Annotated in this window: 17 protein-coding genes and 1 riboswitch; of the genes, 12 read left to right on the forward strand and 5 right to left on the reverse strand. The window is 55.2% G+C overall.

Features of this window, described 5'->3' with window-relative positions:
• Positions 1-94: 94 nt before the first annotated feature.
• The gene (locus tag ACNKH6_RS11080; RefSeq protein WP_417915623.1) at positions 95-1,156 is read right to left on the reverse strand and encodes a hypothetical protein; all 1,062 of its coding nucleotides are present in this window, start codon (positions 1,154-1,156) and stop codon (positions 95-97) included.
• 123 nt (positions 1,157-1,279) lie between these two features.
• On the opposite strand from ACNKH6_RS11080, the gene ACNKH6_RS11085 reads away from it, so the two are divergent.
• Positions 1,280-1,555, forward strand: coding sequence for a hypothetical protein (locus ACNKH6_RS11085; RefSeq protein WP_417915624.1), 276 nt, complete (start codon positions 1,280-1,282; stop codon positions 1,553-1,555).
• 311 nt (positions 1,556-1,866) lie between these two features.
• Here ACNKH6_RS11085 and ACNKH6_RS11090 read toward each other — a convergent pair whose 3' ends face one another.
• From ACNKH6_RS11090 to ACNKH6_RS11100, 3 genes are read right to left on the reverse strand one after another with little or no spacing between them, the layout of a single operon-like run.
• Positions 1,867-3,135: a hypothetical protein gene (locus ACNKH6_RS11090; protein ID WP_417915625.1), complete on the reverse strand. Its 1,269-nt coding sequence runs from the start codon at positions 3,133-3,135 to the stop codon at positions 1,867-1,869.
• A gap of 10 nt (positions 3,136-3,145) precedes the next feature.
• Positions 3,146-3,889, reverse strand: a complete 744-nt coding sequence (locus tag ACNKH6_RS11095) for a hypothetical protein (protein ID WP_417915626.1) — start codon at positions 3,887-3,889, stop codon at positions 3,146-3,148.
• A gap of 11 nt (positions 3,890-3,900) precedes the next feature.
• Entirely contained in the window at positions 3,901-4,542 is a 642-nt protein-coding gene (locus ACNKH6_RS11100) for a hypothetical protein (protein ID WP_417915627.1), read from the reverse strand.
• 293 nt (positions 4,543-4,835) lie between these two features.
• Here ACNKH6_RS11100 and ACNKH6_RS11105 point away from each other — a divergent pair, with 293 nt between their 5' ends.
• The 8 genes from ACNKH6_RS11105 (at position 4,836) to ACNKH6_RS11140 (ending at position 13,835) form a co-directional block, all read left to right on the forward strand.
• On the forward strand, positions 4,836-5,600 hold the full coding sequence (locus ACNKH6_RS11105; RefSeq protein ID WP_417915628.1) for a TerC family protein: 765 nt from the start codon (positions 4,836-4,838) through the stop codon (positions 5,598-5,600).
• On the forward strand, positions 5,597-6,154 hold the full coding sequence (locus ACNKH6_RS11110) for a manganese efflux pump MntP family protein (RefSeq protein WP_417915629.1): 558 nt from the start codon (positions 5,597-5,599) through the stop codon (positions 6,152-6,154). The genes ACNKH6_RS11105 and ACNKH6_RS11110 overlap by 4 nt, the downstream gene beginning before the upstream one ends.
• Before the next feature lie 21 nt (positions 6,155-6,175).
• The gene (locus tag ACNKH6_RS11115; protein WP_417915630.1) at positions 6,176-7,294 is read left to right on the forward strand and encodes a patatin-like phospholipase family protein; all 1,119 of its coding nucleotides are present in this window, start codon (positions 6,176-6,178) and stop codon (positions 7,292-7,294) included.
• A 117-nt stretch (positions 7,295-7,411) separates the two neighbouring features.
• Positions 7,412-8,182 carry an SIMPL domain-containing protein gene (locus ACNKH6_RS11120; RefSeq protein ID WP_417915631.1) on the forward strand — a complete coding sequence of 257 codons (771 nt, stop codon included), beginning with the start codon at positions 7,412-7,414 and terminating at the stop codon, positions 8,180-8,182.
• Positions 8,183-8,189: 7 nt separating this feature from the next.
• On the forward strand, positions 8,190-9,362 hold the full coding sequence (locus tag ACNKH6_RS11125; protein ID WP_417915632.1) for an exo-beta-N-acetylmuramidase NamZ domain-containing protein: 1,173 nt from the start codon (positions 8,190-8,192) through the stop codon (positions 9,360-9,362).
• A 50-nt stretch (positions 9,363-9,412) separates the two neighbouring features.
• The gene (locus tag ACNKH6_RS11130) at positions 9,413-10,096 is read left to right on the forward strand and encodes a phospholipase D family protein (protein WP_417915633.1); all 684 of its coding nucleotides are present in this window, start codon (positions 9,413-9,415) and stop codon (positions 10,094-10,096) included.
• Between the two features lie 20 nt (positions 10,097-10,116).
• Entirely contained in the window at positions 10,117-12,744 is a 2,628-nt protein-coding gene (locus tag ACNKH6_RS11135; RefSeq protein ID WP_417915634.1) for an AMP-binding protein, read from the forward strand.
• Positions 12,741-13,835, forward strand: coding sequence for a M24 family metallopeptidase (locus ACNKH6_RS11140; RefSeq protein ID WP_417915635.1), 1,095 nt, complete (start codon positions 12,741-12,743; stop codon positions 13,833-13,835). The genes ACNKH6_RS11135 and ACNKH6_RS11140 overlap by 4 nt, the downstream gene beginning before the upstream one ends.
• Before the next feature lie 3 nt (positions 13,836-13,838).
• Here the strand turns inward: ACNKH6_RS11140 and ACNKH6_RS11145 are convergent, their stop codons facing one another.
• Positions 13,839-15,014, reverse strand: a complete 1,176-nt coding sequence (locus ACNKH6_RS11145; protein ID WP_417915636.1) for a hypothetical protein — start codon at positions 15,012-15,014, stop codon at positions 13,839-13,841.
• Positions 15,015-15,208: 194 nt separating this feature from the next.
• On the opposite strand from ACNKH6_RS11145, the gene gspF reads away from it, so the two are divergent.
• From gspF to ACNKH6_RS11160, 3 genes are all read left to right on the forward strand, one after another.
• Positions 15,209-16,450 carry a type II secretion system inner membrane protein GspF gene (gspF, locus tag ACNKH6_RS11150; protein ID WP_417915637.1) on the forward strand — a complete coding sequence of 414 codons (1,242 nt, stop codon included), beginning with the start codon at positions 15,209-15,211 and terminating at the stop codon, positions 16,448-16,450.
• A 32-nt stretch (positions 16,451-16,482) separates the two neighbouring features.
• A riboswitch (cobalamin riboswitch) is annotated at positions 16,483-16,710 on the forward strand.
• 181 nt (positions 16,711-16,891) lie between these two features.
• Entirely contained in the window at positions 16,892-17,542 is a 651-nt protein-coding gene (locus ACNKH6_RS11155; RefSeq protein WP_417915638.1) for an energy-coupling factor ABC transporter permease, read from the forward strand.
• Positions 17,543-17,789: 247 nt separating this feature from the next.
• A complete protein-coding gene (locus tag ACNKH6_RS11160) occupies positions 17,790-18,104 on the forward strand; it encodes a hypothetical protein (protein WP_417915639.1) in 315 nt (104 codons plus the stop codon).
• The last annotated feature ends 6 nt before the right edge of the window (positions 18,105-18,110 follow it).

The following is an 18,110-nucleotide window of genomic DNA, read 5'->3' on the forward strand; positions in this document are numbered from 1 at the left end:
CAATCCGATTGAAAATAAATGGGCACAAGCAAAAGCCCGCAGAAGAAAACTTGGCTGTTCTGTTGATGATCTCTTTCAGCAGCTTGACCTGTAGTCAATTTATTATGCTACAGCTATAGCGCTGAATCTCCGGCTTCCAGTACCGCGCCCAGTTGCGGGCGTTGTCTTCGGTCAGATTGAGATCGTCGCTCCAGTCGCCGAAGCGGATGGAAAGCAGGATGCGCTCGCCGTCCACCGCCAGCTCGTGAAAGTGGGAAACCGTGGTGTCGGTCCAGCCTTGCAGCTTCTTCATCGCGTCCACCGCGCCCATCCACGTTTCCTGATACGGCACCATGTGGCGGCCCCGCAGGAACTCGCGCATCTCAGGCCGGGCCAGCATCCACTGCTGAGTGAGCATCTCGGCCCGCGCTGTCCACGGCAGGTCGCCGTACTGGTTGTGCGCCCCTTCGGCCAAGAGCAGATGCACGTCCTTGAGGGCGTTGAGCAGCGGGAAGGCGTTGGACACAACTGTGGTGTCGGCATCCTCGCGGTAGAAAACAGCAGTCCGGTAGAGCAGGTTATGGAAGGCCTCGATGAATTTGGAGCGGCTGTCGGCGGAGCTGAGTTCCGGTATAGCCCGGCCAAGCAAGCGCAGGCCGTACTGATGATCGTATTCCGCTGCCCGTCTGCTCACCGAAAGCTGGTTGTATCTGTCCTGCACAAAGCCCCAGATCATGTTGTTGAGCGGACGCAGCGGGTCAATCTCCAGCTCGGCCAGCGGATCATTCGGCCCGGAACGCTGGTTCTGAAAGCGCAGAGCAATGGCGTTCATAGTCTGAGCCAGCATTCCTTCCTCATGCCAGTACGGCCAGATGAGTTCAATCAAAATAGGCTGCGTGGCACGGTGCCGGAGAATGCCGTGATAGCTGTGAAGCTGCTTTTTGATATGCTGGTCTGGATCGACCGCCAGCATGGCGCCTACAATGCGGTCCATGTAAGGAAGCGCATGATTGTCGCCTAAATATCCAGAAAGCTGGACTTTTAGCTCTTCAAAGCTGACGGAGGATCTGTCGAGCCGAAGTGCTTCCATATCTTTGTCAAAAAGCTCGTCTTGGTTAATATCCCGCTCTCTCAGCAGCGACGATTCGTCGTGATGATTTTTATGATCATGCTTCATGCCTGACTGAAGCGTCAGAAAGGCTTGCGTTGCCAGCTTCAAGAGAGTGTAGGCGTAAGGCCCGTTGATGTTGAGATAACTGGGAACATGCTGTAGCATCCTGTTAAGTTTCTTCGTAGCTGAATGATGATGCTGATCATCTTGATGCCCTTGGCGGTCGTGATGATGACCGTGGCGACCGTCAAAAATCAGATCAATGAACCGCTGGTAGCGTTCAAAGCTGATAGCTTCCGTGCTGTTGCGGATGGCAGCCCAAAGTGCTTGGTCCTTGGTAGGATGACTCGCCGTGCGATGCAGCGTGACATCGCTTCGCTGCGAAACAGATATTATATTGAATCGTGTATCTGCTATATGATTATTGTTTTCAGAACCAATGCAGGCCACACAGGTTCCACGTAGCAATTTTTTTGGACTTACATCATCTATATTACAATGGCCACACCATCTAACCTTGTAAGAGCCGGATGCAAATCCAGTTGTATCCAATGGATCAATACCTTTAACATCATCAATATAAATGACTTTATATGGTTTATCGGAGTCGATTTTGTCGTCAAAGACAAGTATCTTAGTTTCTGGAACAGGTGGTATAATATTTCCCAATGCGTCTTTCAGGATAAACCTGACGAATTCGCCAGCCGTAACATCCGCTTTTTCAGGTCTAATGGTATAATCTTCATATGGTGCCATTTTATCTGCTCCTAACGGTATCAATAAACGCTTGTCCCAGCGTCATAAGTCAGTTCATGCAGCACGCCCGACATATCCAGCGTGCTGCGCATCGCCCAGTAATTCAGCAGCTTGGCCAGAAGATCAGCTTCATCCTCTGGACTCAGCATCTTGTCCATCTTCGCTTGGCCCAGCACCGCAAAGGCCAGCGCGGGTGCTTCCCGGTACATCTTGGCCGGTTCTTGCACCCATTCTTTGAACAGCGCAGCCAGCCGCGCAGGCTGCCGCGCTTCGATCTGCATCGCCTCGCGCAACGTTTTGCCGCGCAGCGACTTGGGCCGGTGCTCCACCAGCAGCTCAATGAACTGCGGCAAGGCGGCCTCAACAGCGGCAATCACGCCGCGCCGTTCCGCATCCAGCTCTGCCAGCGGGTAAAATGACTCCCACATTGCGGCGATGCCCTGCCACTGCGGATGCGGATACAACGCTTTGCCAATCGCGCAGCTCAACTTGACCCGCAGCCACGGCATCGGATGCGGATCGTCCAAATTCAGGCGGAAGACAAAGGGCCTCGGCAGCCCGACCACGCCCACCCGCGCCACTGACCAGAAATCCGCCAGAATCTCTGAAATCCAGCGGTCAAAGAGCAGCCATTCCTGCGCTCCGCCGCGCTTGCGGCCCTGCTCTTGGAGCACAGGCCGCAGGGACGGAATCAGCTCCAGCAGCACCGAGCCTTGATGCCCGACCTCATGCACCAAGGACGAGGCGATGCCGCTGCCGATCATCCGCTCGCGGGGGACACGGATGATGGCCACCGGGTTTTCTCCACCGCCTGGCAATCGGGTGCGGGCGCGGCGGATGGCTGCGCCGATGCCCCGGTCCAAGTAGCAGATCACCGGCGGCATCCGGTAATACTCCGGCATGGCGAGCGCATCCGCCGAAACCACATCCAAGCCGGACAGCCAGACCCCGTTTTCGTTCTCGCTGCGCTGGGTGATCACGTCGCTGAAGAGATCAAGCTGGGTCAGCACCGCGTTGAAGCGCAGCCGCAGGAAGGTGAACCGCTTCTGCGCCTCCTCCGGCGTGGCCGCCGCGCCGCCGCTCTTCAGCCAGTCCTGAAACTCCGCCACCTTTTTCTTCAGCTCCTGCCGCCCCTTGGCCAGAAAGCGTTCAATCGCGATCTGAGCCGGGGGCAGCAAGCTGGCCGCTGGCAGCATCGGCTCAGTCAGGATGAACGGCTTGAGCCGGTTCAGGCGGGTCAGCAACGCCCGCGCCTCCTGATCAAGCATCCATTGCACGGAAGGCTGCATGGCGGCCTCGTCAGACACCGTAGAGGACGATCTTGCTGCCCCGCCGCAGCCAGCGGCCGCTCTGGCCGGAGGCGGACGGCAGCGGCGCGGACGGCCCGCCGACAGTCCTCGTCCTGCCAGCCGTGAGCAGGCCGGGGGCGTAAACACGGGCGGCTGCGGCTGCGGCTTGTTTAGCCGCTGCCAGCGGATCGGTGCTGCCAGCCATGCCGCTCATGTTGCGCACCGTGTTGCCCGCGAAACGGACAAAGCTCTTCGCCACCTCAAATTCCTGATCCTCGCCGCTCAAGCCTTCCAGCTCCAAGCCGAAGAGCTTGCCCACGCCTGTCGCGAATCCCGCCCCGCGCTTGGCCCATTCCTTGCCGCCGAAATGACCGCCTACCGCTCTGCCAACATGCGGCAGCACTCTTCTGGCCGCTCCGCGCAAAATGCCGCCGACGGCCTGCATGTCTTTCGTGGCCAGAATGCCTTTGCCCGCCTGAACCGCCCGCCGGGCCAAGTTGCCGAGAAAGTTCTCGAATTCAGCGGCGTTGCTCACCTCCAGCAGCTCCAAGGCCAGCTCAGTCTCCTGCGCCTCGCATATCTCGCCGTTTTTGCAGAACAGCGACTCGGATTCGGGTTCAGCCTCATACAGCTCGGCATCCTCAAATTCAAACTCGTCCGCCTCCAGCTGCTCATGATCGCCTTCAGCTTCCCACTGCTCATACTGCTCGAACTCCGCTTCGGCTTCCGCGCGTCCGTGATCAAGATCGTGCATGATCGCTCCTTTCACAGGCTGATGAGAATTTTGTTGCCCTTGCGCACCCACTGGCCAGTTACGACCGGCCCGGACGAACGGCGTGACTTTCGTGCTCCAGCGGCAGATTTTTTTCCGGTCAGCAAGCCGGGCGCATGTTTGGCGACCGCCGCAGACACAGCCTGTTTGGCGGCGGCCTGCGGATTGACAGTCGCAGGCGCGGACAGCGCGGTTTTCGCGGCATCTCCGCACATGCGGACGAACTGTTTGGCTCCTTCAAATTCTCTGTCTTCAGCGTTGAGCGTTTCCATTTCCAAGGCATTGGCTCCTAATGAACCAAGTGAATGTCCAAGTTTTGCGCCAAGTGGCCCGCCGAAGTAGGTGCCGACCGCCGCACCTGCCAGCGGCAGTGCCTTCTTAGCCGCATTTTTAAGAAAGCCACCTACTGCTTTGCCGATGGGAGAGCGAACAACTTTACCCAGTGCGCTGCCTGCTTTCTTGATCAGCTTGCCCAAAAACTGATCCAGCTCCGCCTCAGAGTTGATTTCCAGCAGCTCGCCTGCCAGCTCCATCAGCTCCGCCTCGCTGAAGACCTCGCCTTCGCCGCTCCATTCATCCTCAAACTCGAAATTCTCAAATTCCAGTTCCTGGCCGTATTCCAATGCGCCTTCCATGCTGCCTGCTCCTGTGCAAGAGATTGATGTTGAAACTGTGCAACGTTCTGCGCAAGGTATTGCAAACAGCGTGCCAGACGCAGCTATAGTGTTAACTGGCTGTTTTATCGAGATGTAATGGAGCGACGCGACGAAGCTCGCTTCGATTTTTCCGTATTTTTTGCCCTGTTCAGCGAAGCGGGCTTCGGGTGTGGAGGCGGAGAACGGCAGGCCGGTCTTGATTGACAAGCGCGGACAGCCTGCTGTACATTGTGATGCACCTCTGTCTAATCACAACTAAAAGGAGCAACGCAATGCACTGGCTCACCGACCCCAACGCTTGGATCGCCTTCCTCACCCTTGTCCTCCTCGAACTCGTTCTCGGCGTGGACAACGTGATCTTCATCTCCATCCTTGCCGGGAAACTCCCGCCGCACGAGCAGGCGCGGGCGCGCACCACCGGCATCATGCTGGCCATCGGCACCCGCATTCTGCTGCTGCTTTCGCTGTCGTGGATCATCGGCCTGACCGCGCCGCTGTTTTCGGTGCTTAAGCACGATATCACGGGCCGGAGCCTGATCCTCATCCTCGGCGGCCTCTTCCTGATCGGCAAAAGCACCCACGAAATTCACGAAAAACTGGAAGGCGAGGAGGAGCATGTCTCCGGCGGGCAGAAAAAAAGCGGGCCGTCCTTCCTCAGCGTGATCATTCAGATACTTCTGCTTGATGTGGTTTTCTCGCTGGACTCGGTCATCACCGCTGTGGGCATGGTTGATCATGTGAACATCATGATTGCCGCTGTCATCGCCTCTTCCTGTGTCATGGTTTTTCTGGCCAAGGCGATTGGCGACTTCGTCAACCGTCATCCGACGGTCAAAATGCTGGCCCTGAGCTTTCTTCTCCTGATCGGCTTCACCCTGATCGTTGAAGGGCTTGAGTATCATATCCCCAAAGGATACATCTACTTTGCCATGGCCTTCTCGGTCTTTGTTGAAATGCTCAATCTGCGCCTGAAGAAAGGCAGCAAGACTCCGGTGCAGCTGCGCAAGACCTACGCCGAGGAGAAAAAGGCACTGTGAATTTTCTTGAAGTTGTGGTCATTGCCTGCGGGCTGGCGATGGATGCGGCGGCGGTCTCTTTGGCCGCTGCCGCCGCAGGTTTTGTGCAGGATTTCCGCTCCGCCGGACGGCTGGCGTTTCACTTCGGCCTGTTTCAGTTTCTCATGCCGGTGCTCGGCTGGGCGGCGGGCGTGAAATTTGCCGTCTATTTTTCGGAGGTTGATCATTGGATCGCCTTTGCCCTGCTGCTCTTTGTCGGCGGGCGGATGCTCAAGGAGGGATTTGAGGCGGACGAGGAGAAAATTGCCGATGATCCTTCGCGCGGCCTGACTTTGGTGCTTCTCAGCATCGCCACCAGCATTGACGCGCTGGCGGTCGGTCTCAGTCTGTCCATGCTGGAAGTGAGCATTTGGTATCCTTCGGTGATGATTGGCCTCATCACCGCGCTGCTTTCATCAGCCGCCATGCTGATCGGCAAAAAAGCCAGCATGAAAATGGGCAAGAGGATGGAGATGATCGGCGGCGCGGTGCTGGTGGCGATAGGAGTGAAGATATTGGTGGAGCATCTGCTGTAACTTCTAATATTGGAGGAGAAAATGTCTGATGTGTATGATCTGGTTTTTGAAGGCGGCGGGGCCAAGGGCGCAGCATTTGTCGGCGCAATGAAGGCTTTTTATCAAAGAGGCTGCAAGCACCGCCGGTTGATAGGAACTTCAGCCGGGGCGATCACTGCCACCCTGCTGGCCGCTGGTTTCACGCCGGACGACCTGTATTCATTCGTGAAAGAGAAAAAAGATGACACTCCAGTTTTCACGTCGTTTATGGATGTTCCACAGAAAAAATTCTGTGAACAATTTATAGAGACTTCAGATATCTTTAAAGAGTTAGACAAGGAAAGCAGTTTATTCTTCAGTTTCATTGAACTCATTTCAAAGGCAGCTCAACGAGAAACCATTGAGAATCTTCTGCATATTCAGTCGTATCGCCAGCTTTTCTGTTTCATTGAATGCGGCGGCTTGTATGCTGGCGAGGAGTTTTTGCGGTGGATGAAGAGCAAGTTGAGTCAAAAGATGAGTTCAGACATCACATTATCTGATTTTTATAAAAAAACAGGCACTGACCTTTCCCTGCTGGCATCCAACACCAGCAAGTGCCGCATATTGGTGCTGAATCATCGCACTGCCCCTGATTGTCCCGTTGCTTGGGCCGTGCGGATGTCAATGAGCATTCCTTTTGTCTGGAGTGAAGTGATCTGGCGAGAGGAATGGGGAAAATACCTGAATGAAGAAATGGCTGGAGACCGGATTGTTGACGGCGGAATGCTGTCTAATTTTCCTCTTTTTCTGGTGGAGAAGGACGCGGAAGGACATCACAACAAAACACAAATCATGGGAATTGAGATCAAAGATGAGGATGCGGGCACGATCGGTCTTCTTATTGATGAAACACTGCCTGTCCCTGAGCAAAAAAATGATATTCAATGCAGCATTTCAGGTAAGTTGAAGACCGTGAATCGAGTGAACACGCTCATCAACACCATGTGCTGCTCACATGACAATGAAGTGATCAGAAATAATCCGCATCTGATCTGCCGTCTCCCGGCAAAGGGCTATGGCACAACAGAGTTTGATATGCCTGATTATCGCCTTGATGCCCTGATTACAGCAGGCAAGAAGGCGATGGAAAATCATCTTGATCAGCGCAAAGCAGCATAAATCACCATTCTCGGCATCGAAGAACTCATCGCCGCGCTTTTTTGTCGGCAAGCGGCTGTTTATATCAATAATTTAACCTTACAAAGAAAAATGGCAAAATGTATCTTGGTGTCGTTTATGATTGCTCTGTCATTAGGGATGAATGCTCATGCATTTGAAATCCCTGATTTCCCTTTTGTTTACGCTCAGGGCGAGGCTGAGAAAAAGATACCGCCTGATATTGCGACTATTTCATTCAAAGTGCAGCAATACGATGAAAGTGCAGAAAAGGCACTTGACACAGTGCAAAAACGTTGTGCTGAATTAGTTGTTTTTCTTACAGAACAGCAAATCAGCAAAGATGACATCGTCGCTTATCAGATTGATAAACGGGCGGTGCGGGAACAGAAGATCAACTCATTCAATCAACTCAAGATATTAGGTTACGAGGCCACACGCAGTTTTTCAGTGAAGCTGAAGGAACTCAGCAGATATGAACAAATTATCAAAAAGCTCCTTGCATTCCAAAATGTCATATACGTCAACACAATGTTTGACAGAACTGACAGAAAAAAGATCGAGGCAGATTTGATCGCAGAGGCGAGCAGTAATGCAAAATCGCAAGCTGAATTGATGGCTTCTGGATTTGGTGCCGAGGTGGAATCAGTTTTCTCTGTCTCTCAAGAAGATTTCAGAAAGATATCTGATGCTGAATTTATCGTCTCGTCATCAAATAGTCTTGCAGCTGGATATGAGGGAATAAAAATAGGGATTGGCATGAGTTCGGCGGAATTTGAGAAGATAAAACTGCAGCAGCAGGCAGGAGAATTCCTTTTTGTCCCTTCAGTTATTACACTGCAAAAAAATATTAAGGTGATTTTCAAACTGAAAACAGCTCCAGCGAAATAACTGCATCATGACCACTCTTGGCATCGAAGAACTCATCGCTGCGCCGCCGCGCTCTTTTGCTGGCAAGCGGCTGGCTTTGCTCTGCAATCAGGCTTCCACGGACAGCCGTTTCCGCCACAGCCGCGACCTTGTCATGCAGGCATTTCCCGGCCAATTAGCCTGCCTTTTCTCACCGCAGCACGGCTTTTTCAGCGAGAAGCAGGACAACATGATTGAGTCCGGTCACGGCGCGGACGCAGCCACTGGCCTGCCGGTTTTCTCGCTCTACGGCGAGACGCGCCAGCCGACTGCCGCGATGTTTGAGCATTTCGACATCCTGCTGATTGACCTGCAAGACGTGGGCACGCGGGTTTACACCTTCATTTGGACGGTGGTCTATTGCCTTCAGCAGGCTGCGGCGGGCGGCAAAAAAGTTGTTGTCCTCGACCGCCCCAATCCGGTCGGCGGGCAAATTATCGAAGGAAACCTGCTCCGCCCGGAGCTGCGTTCTTTTGTCGGCCTGCATGAAATCCCGATGCGCCACGGCCTGACGATGGGCGAGCTGGCCCTGCTCTGCAATCAGGAAATGGGCATTCATGCCGAGCTGGAAGTGGTGCGGATGCAGGGCTGGACACGCTCGATGTTTTTCGCTGACACCGGCCTGCCTTGGGTTTTTCCCTCGCCGAACATGCCCACGCCGTTGACCGCGCTGGTGTATCCCGGCCAAGTGATCTGGGAAGGAACGAATATTTCCGAAGGGCGCGGCACCACGCTGCCTTTCGAGCTGGTCGGCGCGCCCTTCATCAGGCCGCAGGAGGTGCTGGCGCGGCTGGCCCGCACCGAGCTGCCCGGCTGCGTCCTCCGCCCGCTCGTTTTCGAGCCGACTTCCGGCAAATGGGCAGGCAAGCCTTGCGCTGGCTTCCATGTCCATGTCACCGAGCCGGGCCGTTTTCTTTCCTACCGCCTCAGCCTTGCCCTGCTGGAGGCCTTGCTGCATTTATATCCGCAGGATTTTGCATGGAAACAGCCGCCGTATGAGTACGAATACGAGAAACTGCCGATAGATTTGATTCTTGGCAACCGGGCTGTGCGCGAGGCTGTGGAGAACGGCGCGGAGATTATCGAGCTGGAGCGGTCATGGCAGGAAGAGCTGGCTGCGTTTGATGAACGGCGGAGAGCTGTTTTCATGTATCCTGAGTAGTAGAGCGAAAAAATTTTCGCCCCTACAAAAAATCAGCTACATTTTGCATCATGGCACAATTTCTCAATACAACTGAAATCAATTTGCTGCTGGAGCGGCTGATCAAAGATGCCAAGGAGCAGCTTATTCTCATCAGTCCGTATCTCAAGCTCAACGACCGTCTGCGCGAACTGCTCAAAGATAAAAGCGGGCAGATGGCTGAAGTGCGCATTGTGTATGGCAAACAAGAGCTGCATGACAGCGAACGGCAGTGGCTCGCTGGGCAGAAACACATAAAAATCAGCTTTTGCAAAAATCTTCATGCCAAGTGCTATTTGAGCGAGCATTACTGCATTGTCACCAGCATGAATCTGTATGATTTCAGTCAAGTGAACAACAATGAAATGGGCATCGGGATTCATCCGACACAGGATAAAATGCTGTACAATGCGGCGCATGAAGAAGTGCGGCGACTGGTCCGCATCAGCGAGGAAGCAATAAATCCTTCGCAGAAAACTGGCCAAGCCTATGAATCAAGCAATGGGCAGGAACAGAAAAAGCTGACTGCCGCCGAACTTGCGACCCATTACGGCAAAGCAACGCATGAAATTTATGGAATGCTGGTGAAAGAAGGTTATCTAACTTTGCATAATGGAGAATATGAATTGACAGAGCGAGGCCAAAAGTTCGGCGAAAAAAGGAAAGGACGTTACCCTCCTTATTACTATTTTCTTTGGAATAAACCAAAGAAGTAATTTTTCTAAAATTTGCCATTATGAAAATTCTGCTCAATCTTCTCTTCGCCTTGCTCCTCCGTCTCCGCTACCGCATTCGTGTTTCTGGACTGCGGGAGATCAAAAAAAGCCGTCGGAATGATCGACGGCCCATTCTTTTTCTGCCCAATCATCAGGCCTTGATTGATCCGGTGATCATCATGAGCCTGCTGCACCGCAGCTTTGCGCCGCGCCCGCTGGCAGATGAGAACCAAACGTCGCATCCGCTGTTCCGCTGGCTGATGGAACAATTGCGGGCAATCCGCATTCCAGACCTGAGCACCAAAGGCCAAGAGGCGCGGGAGCAAGTATTTGCCGGAATTGAAGAAATTATAGCTGCCCTCAAACGGGGCGACAACGTTTTGCTCTATCCATCAGGCCGCATCAGCCGGGGCAATTTAGAAGTGATCGGCGGGAACAGCGGCGCGGCCAATATAGTCCACGCGGTGCCGGAAGCCCGGATTGTGCTGGTGCGGTTGCGCGGCCTTTGGGGCAGTCGCTTTAGTCGGGCGCGGGGAATTCCTTCGCTGCTGGGCGACATCGGCAAACTGATGCTGGCGGTCTTGGCCAGCGGCATTTTTTTTCTGCCGCGCCGTCATGTTGAGCTGGAATTCACGGAGCCAGATGATTTTCCTGCCCGCAATGCAGGCAAGCAAGTAATCAACCGCTATCTGGAAGATTTTTACAACCGCAAGCCCGACCGCCATACCGAGGTGCCGCTTTGGTGGTGGCAGGGCTATGCGCCGATTTATCACGACGAGGCCCAGCCGGAGTTTGCGGACAAGGACACCAGCAAGATTCCTGAATCCACCCGCATTTTGGTCACAGACAAGCTGCGCGAGCTGGCCGGAATCAAGGACATTCAGGAATGCGACAATCTCTCTGCCGATCTCGGCTTAGACAGCATTGTGTTGGCGGAGTTTGGAGCATGGCTTCAGCAGGAATTCGGCGTGGCGGCAGACAATCTGGAAGCCCTGAAAACGGTCGCGGATTGCATTCTCGCGGCAGGCGGCATCATTCCCACCTTGGCGGGCGCGGAGCTGAAGCCGGTTTCCGCTGGCTGGTTTGCTCTGGTTGAAGAACGGACGTTGACCATGCCGGAGGGCGCGAATATCGCCGAGCTGTTCCTTAATCAGGCGCAAAAATCGCCTGATCAGGTGATTCTTTCTGATCAAATCCGGGGCGATAAAACCTGGCGGCAGCTCATCATGGGGATTTTCGCCCTGCTGCCGCAAATTGAGCGGCTGTCCGGCCAGCGCGTCGGCATCATGCTGCCAGGTTCGGTCGGCGCAGCAGTGACGTGGCTGGCCGTGGTGTTCAGCGGCAAAGAGCCGGTCATGGTCAATTGGACCAGCGGCACAGCTAATATGCAGCACTCGCTGGGCGTGGTCGGTGCAACGCAGGTGATTACGGCCAAAGCGCTCACCAGCCGCCTGACTGGGCAGGGCATCGCGCTGGAGCAAGTTAGCGTGACGTGGTGTTATTTAGAAGATATGGCTGCTGAAATCACTGTTGGCCAAAAAATAGCCGCCCTGCTCAAAAGCCGCTTTTCGTGGCGGCAACTACGGCAGGCAAAAATTGCCGAAAATGCCGCCATCCTTTTCACTTCCGGCTCGGAAGCCCGTCCAAAAGCAGTGCCGCTCACTCATGCCAATTTTTTGGCAAATCTGCGCGATTTCGCCCAAGTGCTCTCACTTTCCTCCAATGACCGGCTGCTGGGCATACTGCCGGTTTTTCATTCGCTGGGTTTGGCCGGAACCGTGATTTTACCGCTCTGTTCTGGACTGCGCACGGTTTATTGGCCCAATCCCACCGAAGGCGCGATGCTGGCGCGGATGACGGCGGCATACGGCACAACCGCGCTGATCGCTACTCCTACGTTTTTGCAGGGAATGCTGCGGGCGGCCAAACCGGAGCAATTGCAATCGCTGCGGCTGATTTTCTCCGGGGCGGAAAAATGCCCGGAACATGTTTTTGCTGCGCTGAAGGAGAAATGCCCGCAGACTGTGCTCTGCGAAGGCTACGGCGTGACGGAGTGTTCGCCTTTAATATCGGTTAACTCGCTCACGGCTCCCCAATTGGGCACTATTGGCAAATTGCTCCCCTCAATGCGGCACGTCCTGCTTGATCCAGAGACAGGCAAGTCTGCGGCGGCGGGTAAAAACGGACGACTGCTGGTGCGCGGCCCTAATGTCTTTGGCGGTTATATTGGCGAGGCGAAGTCGCCTTTTGTCGAATTTGACGGCCAGCTTTGGTATGATACTGGCGATTTGATGTTTGAGCGGGACGGCGTGCTGGTCTTTGCTGGTCGGCTGAAACGCTTTGTTAAAATTGGCGGCGAAATGATTTCCTTGCCCGCCATTGAGCAGGCATTGGAAACGCATTATCCGATCGGCGAAGGGCCAATTTTAGCTGTGGCGGCCAGCGGCGACGAGCAGCACCCGGAATTGGTGCTGCTCACCACGTTGAACACTGACCGGCAGGAGGCGAATCAGGCCATCCGCGCTGCCGGGCTGTCGCCGCTGCACAACATCCGGCTGGTGCAGCAAGTGGCAGCTATTCCACTTCTTGGCAGCGGAAAGACAGATTATACCGCCATCAGCAGAATGGCGAAGGAGATGCTTTTATGATCCAGCAGCGCATTCACAAAATTCAAGCCTCGTTGCGAGGACGCGGTCTTGATGCCATTCTCATCACTGAGCCAAGCAACCGCCGCTATCTGAGCGGCTACACGCCTGCCGATCACGGCATTCAGGAAAGCTCCGGCGTGCTGCTGATTCCGAAGAAAGGCGGCCCCTTTCTTCTCACCGATTCCCGTTTTGAGCTGCAAGCCAAAGAGGAAGCCGCAGGCTTCAGGGTGGAGCTGTACCGCAAGGGCTTGTCTCTTCTGCTTAAAACGCTGCTGCCTTCCTTGGATGTGAAACGGCTGGCCTTTGAGAGCCATTACATGCTGCATTCAAGCGTCGGCAGAATGGAGACGGTGCTGGGGAAACAGGTCGAACTGGTGCCGCTTACTGGCTTAGTTGAGCAACTGCGTGAAGTGAAGAGCGAGGAAGAAATCAGCCTGCTGAGAGCCTCGGTCAGGCGCAACGAGGAGGTCTTTCAACAGGCGCTCGGCAGAATCAAGACCGGGATTACAGAAATTGATCTCGCCTTGGCACTTGACACCACGATGCGCCAGCACGGCGCGGAGCGGCCCAGCTTTGACACCATTGTCGCTTTTGGTGCAAATGCCGCCAAACCTCATGCCGTGCCATCCAACCGGGTGCTGCAAGAAAACGAGCTGGTGCTGATAGATATGGGCTTAGTGCTGGACGGCTATTGCTCGGACATGACCCGTACTCTGTTCCACGGCCAGCCGGACAGCATGTTCCTTGAACGGCTGCGGACAGCACGCAAGGCCCAGCTTGCGGCGGTCAAGGCGATCCGGGCCGGCGCGGTCTGCCGGGATGTGGATCAGGCGGCGCGGCAGGTCATCAACGACGCAGGCTATGGCCGCTGCTTCGGCCACGGGCTTGGGCACGGAGTCGGTCTGGCCGTCCATGAGGCCCCACGCCTCAGCCCGCGCTGCCGGAAGCGGCTAAGGGCGGGAATGATTGTCACCATCGAGCCGGGCATCTACATTCCCGGCTGGGGCGGCATCCGGCTGGAAAACATGGCGGTGGTGCGCGATAACGGCTGCGAGCTGCTCAACGAGGACACAACCGGGCTGGATTTGTGAAAGCTATTTCTTATGCAGCAACAGATCCAGCCACGGCATGGCTATGTTGTTGCTGTATTTCATCACGCTGATTTTGCTCTCCATGTCGCTGAAAAGAACATACGGTGTGCCGCTGCCGCTGAGGACTAAGTTGATGTTGTCGGCATCACTCTGAAAAACTGTTGTGCCAACCTGCTCCCACGCGGTGCCGTTCAACTTCTTGATGCCGACCTTGCCGCTGTTGGCGGCATCTGAATAGGCGACATACGGCACACCGCTCGTGCTCAGAGCAAGGCTAATGTTCGTTGCCGCGCCTTCAGAGGCAGCAGCCGCGCCGACCTGCGTCCATGTTATGCCGTTGAAACGCAACACATTGGCCTTGCCTCCGTCCGCAGCGTCGCTGAAGGCTACATAAGGAATGCTGTTGCTGTCCACGGCAAGGCTGGCAGAGATGTCGGCCACTTCAGCAAATCCTGCCGTACCCACTGGCACCCAGCTTGTATCTCCATATTTGATCGCACCGATCTTTTTGCGTTCGTCCACATCTTGATAGATATAGGCAACGTGAGGGATACCGTCGCTGTTCAAGGCAAGACTGACTGATGAAGCTGCATCCACAGAGAAACCTGCTCCACGGAAGGCTCCCCAATCTGTGCCGTTTAGTGTCTTCATGGTGGCTTGAGCATAATCCCAAGGTTCTGCCCCGCTTTCGCTATAAGCAACAAATGGAGTGCCGCTGTTGTCCACAGCAAGACTGATGTCTAAGGTATCCCTGCTGGAGATGTCGGTATCACCTCCGACTTTCACCCAATCACTGTTGTTGAGTTTCACGACGCGGAGTTTGCCGCCGTCAACAGCATTACTGAAGGCGACATAAGGAATGCCGGTTCCGTCTAACGCAAGGCTGATATCGCTGGCCGCGCCAGTCGAGGCTGCTCCGCCGCCGACCTGCACCCAGCTTGTGCCATCAAATCTCATCACACTGGCCTTGCTGCCATCGGCACTGTTCCTGAAGGCGATATACGGGGTGCCGTTTCTATCCAACGCAAGGCTGAGGTCGTCCCCGGTGGCAAAACTTAGTTCCCCCACTTGTCCCCATCCCGCCTGTGCTGGTCCGACTGTGGTTGCCTGCGCTTGTTCCGCAGCACCTGCCAAAAAAGCAAGCAGCGCAGCCGCTGCCAAGCAGAAAACTCGTCTCATATCCTTCCTCCAAAGAAAAAATTCTGGTGTCGCCAACAAGGCCGCTTGATTCTACTTGCTTTTGCGGTCTTCTTCAACAAGCCGCTCGGTGCGCCAGCGGAAAAGGCAATTTTCTTGCAAAGTTGGGGCAAGCCTGTTATTTGTTTGTGCAGCAGCGGAATTTCCGCCTGTGCAAACAAAGCTATCAGCCACTCATGCCTGTTTACGAATACATTGCCCTTGATGCCGCCGGGAAGAAACACAAAGGCGTTCTTGATGCCGACTCCTTGCCTGTTGCCCGGCAGAAAATCCGCCAGCTCGGCAAATATCCAGTCGAACTGAAAGAGACTGCCCCGAAAGGCCGCAAAGGGCGGAAAGACAGCGGCGTAAGCAGCTTGTTCAGTCTGCAATCCGGGCCGCGCATCCGGCAGCAGGACGTGCATGTTGCCACCCGCCAGCTCGCCACGCTGCTGGGCGCGGGCATCCCTCTTGTGCCTGCCCTCAACGGTCTGATTGAGCAGACCAGCAGCAAATCCTTGCAAACGATCATCACCCAGATCAAGGATTCGGTCAATGAAGGAAATTCGCTGACCGAGTCGCTTGCCGAACATCCGCGTCTTTTCTCCAAAGTTTATATCAACATGGTGCGGGCGGGCGAGGCTTCCGGCTCGCTTGACGTGGTGCTGGAGCGGCTGGCCGAGTTTGGCGAGCGGCAGCAGGCCATGCGCGCCCGGCTTTCCGCCGCCCTGATCTACCCGATATTTATGGCCTTAGTCGGAGCAGGCGTGCTCTTCGCTTTGATCACCTTCATTGTGCCGTCCATCACCAAAGTTTTTATTGAACGGAAACAGGCACTGCCCCTGCCCACCACCCTGCTGATCTACTTCAGTGCCTTTCTTCAGCAATACTGGTGGGCAGTGCTGCTGCTGCTCGCCGCTGTCTTTGTCGGCCTGCGTTATTTTTTTCTCCAGCATCCGCACGGCAGGCGCATCTGGGACAGGATGAAACTCACCCTGCCCGTGATCGGCGATCTGAACATTAAAGCCGCCGCCGCCGCCATGAGCAGAACCATGTCCAGCCTGCTGCAATCCGGTGTGCCGCTTGTCACGACGCTGCAAATTGTCAAGAATATCCTCAGCAATGTCCTCCTGACCGACATTCTGGAGCAGGCAGCGGCAGAGCTGGAGAAAGGCAAAAGTCTGTCCGGCTTTCTGCGCGGCAATCCCTATTTCACACCCATGCTGGTGCAGATGATCGCTGTGGGCGAGCAGAGCGGCGCACTGGAAAAAATGCTGGCCAAGGCGGCGGACAGTTACGAAAAGGAAGTGGAAGCCAAGGTGCTGGCTATGACCGCGATGATTGAGCCGATTATGATTTTGCTGATGGGCGCGGCGGTGGGCTTCATTGTCATGTCCATTCTCCTGCCGATCTTCGAGATGAATCAGCTGGTGAAATAGCTTGACACCCGGCAACCCGCTGGATATATTGTGCGTTGTGTTTTTGTCAGAGCGGTTCGGGGAACTGTCCCCGGACTGAATGGGAAATCCGGTCAGCCGAAGGTTGGTGATTCCGGTGCTGCCCCCGCAACGGTAGGCGCGTCATCTTCCGTCATCATGCCACTGGCCAGCAAGGCTGGGAAGGCGGCGGAAGCGGATGATCTGTGCATCAGACATCCAGCGCGTAAGCCCGGAGACCGGCTCTGGCCTTGTTGGCTTGAACATGCTGCGGCGGGCGGCACTCTGCGTTCAAGATGGCGCGGCAGGTGCCTGCCTCTTCCTTTCCTGCCGCGCTGTCTTCCTTCTTCCCTCCGCCGCATTGCAGACCGCTCCGCCGCCGCGCCTCATCCTGCGCGTCCGGCATCTTGCACTCACCTTATTTCCTCAGGAGGGAAACACATCATGCACATCGAACCTGGATTCATCGCCCCGGCCAAGCTCGTCTTTGCCAATGTCACCGCCGTCGCTGTTCTGGCAGGCCACTTGAAGGACGCTTTCCGCGCTCCTGCCGTGCTGCTGCGGACTCTGCTGGCCGCCGCCTTCTTCTCGGTCTTCATGGAGTCGTTCCACATGCCAGTCGGGCCGTCCGAGCTGCACTTTGTCGGCGCGATGGCGATTTACCTCACCCTCGGCTACTTTCCGACGCTGTACGGCTTCGCCCTCGGACTGCTCCTGCAAGGACTGCTCTTTGAGCCGCAGGACCTCGTGCATCTGGCCGTGAACAGCCTCTCGCTGATCGTGCCGCTGCTGGCCGTGCATCACAGCGTCGGCAAGCGGCTGGCCGAGGGACGGCGCGACCTGAGCTGGAAAGAGATTGTCCGGCTGGACGCAGTGTACTACAGCGGCGTGATGCTGATGGTCGGCTTCTGGCTGGCCTTTGCGGAGGTGGAGACCCCGTTCTTCGCTTGGGCGAAATTCGCCGCCGCCTATGCGCCGCTGGTGCTGATCGAGCCGATGGTGACCATGAGCGCGGTGCGCCTGCTCAAACGCTGGCAGGAGCATAAGCTGGTTGCCCGCTGTTTTGACATCCAAGCCCTGCGTCTTGCAGCATAAGCTGCGCAGCCGGGAGCTGCTGTTGACAGCTCCCGGCATCCTCCTGAAATAGCTTCAAAAATTTTGTTCAATTTTTAATTATAAGTCGTTGCCAGCGGCGCAGTCAAGCGATTATGGAAATAATTTGACAGCCCCCTGCTTTTTTTGTACTCTTTAATTAGGAATGATTATCAATATCAAAAAAAAGGGAACGGCCCCTTCATACGAACATGCCCGGCATGTTCAATCAATAAAGGAGGATACGGTCATGAAAAAGCTGGTCGTCGCCGTCTGCGCTGCCGCCGCATTTTTTGCCAGTTCACTAGCAGTTCAGGCAGAGGAAAAGAAAAACTGTGTCAGAGGCTACGGTAAAACCGTAGATGAGGCCTTTGCTCTGGGCATGAAACTGGCGGAGAGCAAGGATGCGGAACTTGGCAAGGAAAATCAGCGTGCTGCTGACACGCGCATTCGCATTCTGCCAGAAAAAGTAAATGGCCTTTATGTGGTTGAGGTCTATTCTTCACGCAAAGGCGCCTGCGATCTGAAACCTGAACACATCGTTGCAGACAGTGTCGAGCCGTAACTTTAA

This window comes from Candidatus Electronema sp. JM, assembly GCF_048287415.1.
Lineage (GTDB): Bacteria > Desulfobacterota > Desulfobulbia > Desulfobulbales > Desulfobulbaceae > Electronema.

Coding starts and splice junctions, on each gene's coding strand:
- ACNKH6_RS11080 (WP_417915623.1), bottom strand. CDS start 1,156: ATGAAGCATGATCATAAAAATCATCACGACGAATCGTCGCTGCTGAGA.
- ACNKH6_RS11085 (WP_417915624.1), top strand. CDS start 1,280: ATGATGATGCTGATCATCTTGATGCCCTTGGCGGTCGTGATGATGACC.
- ACNKH6_RS11090 (WP_417915625.1), bottom strand. CDS start 3,135: ATGCAGCCTTCCGTGCAATGGATGCTTGATCAGGAGGCGCGGGCGTTG.
- ACNKH6_RS11095 (WP_417915626.1), bottom strand. CDS start 3,889: ATGCACGATCTTGATCACGGACGCGCGGAAGCCGAAGCGGAGTTCGAG.
- ACNKH6_RS11100 (WP_417915627.1), bottom strand. CDS start 4,542: ATGGAAGGCGCATTGGAATACGGCCAGGAACTGGAATTTGAGAATTTC.
- ACNKH6_RS11105 (WP_417915628.1), top strand. CDS start 4,836: ATGCACTGGCTCACCGACCCCAACGCTTGGATCGCCTTCCTCACCCTT.
- ACNKH6_RS11115 (WP_417915630.1), top strand. CDS start 6,176: ATGTCTGATGTGTATGATCTGGTTTTTGAAGGCGGCGGGGCCAAGGGC.
- ACNKH6_RS11120 (WP_417915631.1), top strand. CDS start 7,412: ATGATTGCTCTGTCATTAGGGATGAATGCTCATGCATTTGAAATCCCT.
- ACNKH6_RS11125 (WP_417915632.1), top strand. CDS start 8,190: ATGACCACTCTTGGCATCGAAGAACTCATCGCTGCGCCGCCGCGCTCT.
- ACNKH6_RS11130 (WP_417915633.1), top strand. CDS start 9,413: ATGGCACAATTTCTCAATACAACTGAAATCAATTTGCTGCTGGAGCGG.
- ACNKH6_RS11135 (WP_417915634.1), top strand. CDS start 10,117: ATGAAAATTCTGCTCAATCTTCTCTTCGCCTTGCTCCTCCGTCTCCGC.
- ACNKH6_RS11140 (WP_417915635.1), top strand. CDS start 12,741: ATGATCCAGCAGCGCATTCACAAAATTCAAGCCTCGTTGCGAGGACGC.
- ACNKH6_RS11145 (WP_417915636.1), bottom strand. CDS start 15,014: ATGAGACGAGTTTTCTGCTTGGCAGCGGCTGCGCTGCTTGCTTTTTTG.
- gspF (WP_417915637.1), top strand. CDS start 15,209: ATGCCTGTTTACGAATACATTGCCCTTGATGCCGCCGGGAAGAAACAC.
- ACNKH6_RS11155 (WP_417915638.1), top strand. CDS start 16,892: ATGCACATCGAACCTGGATTCATCGCCCCGGCCAAGCTCGTCTTTGCC.
- ACNKH6_RS11160 (WP_417915639.1), top strand. CDS start 17,790: ATGAAAAAGCTGGTCGTCGCCGTCTGCGCTGCCGCCGCATTTTTTGCC.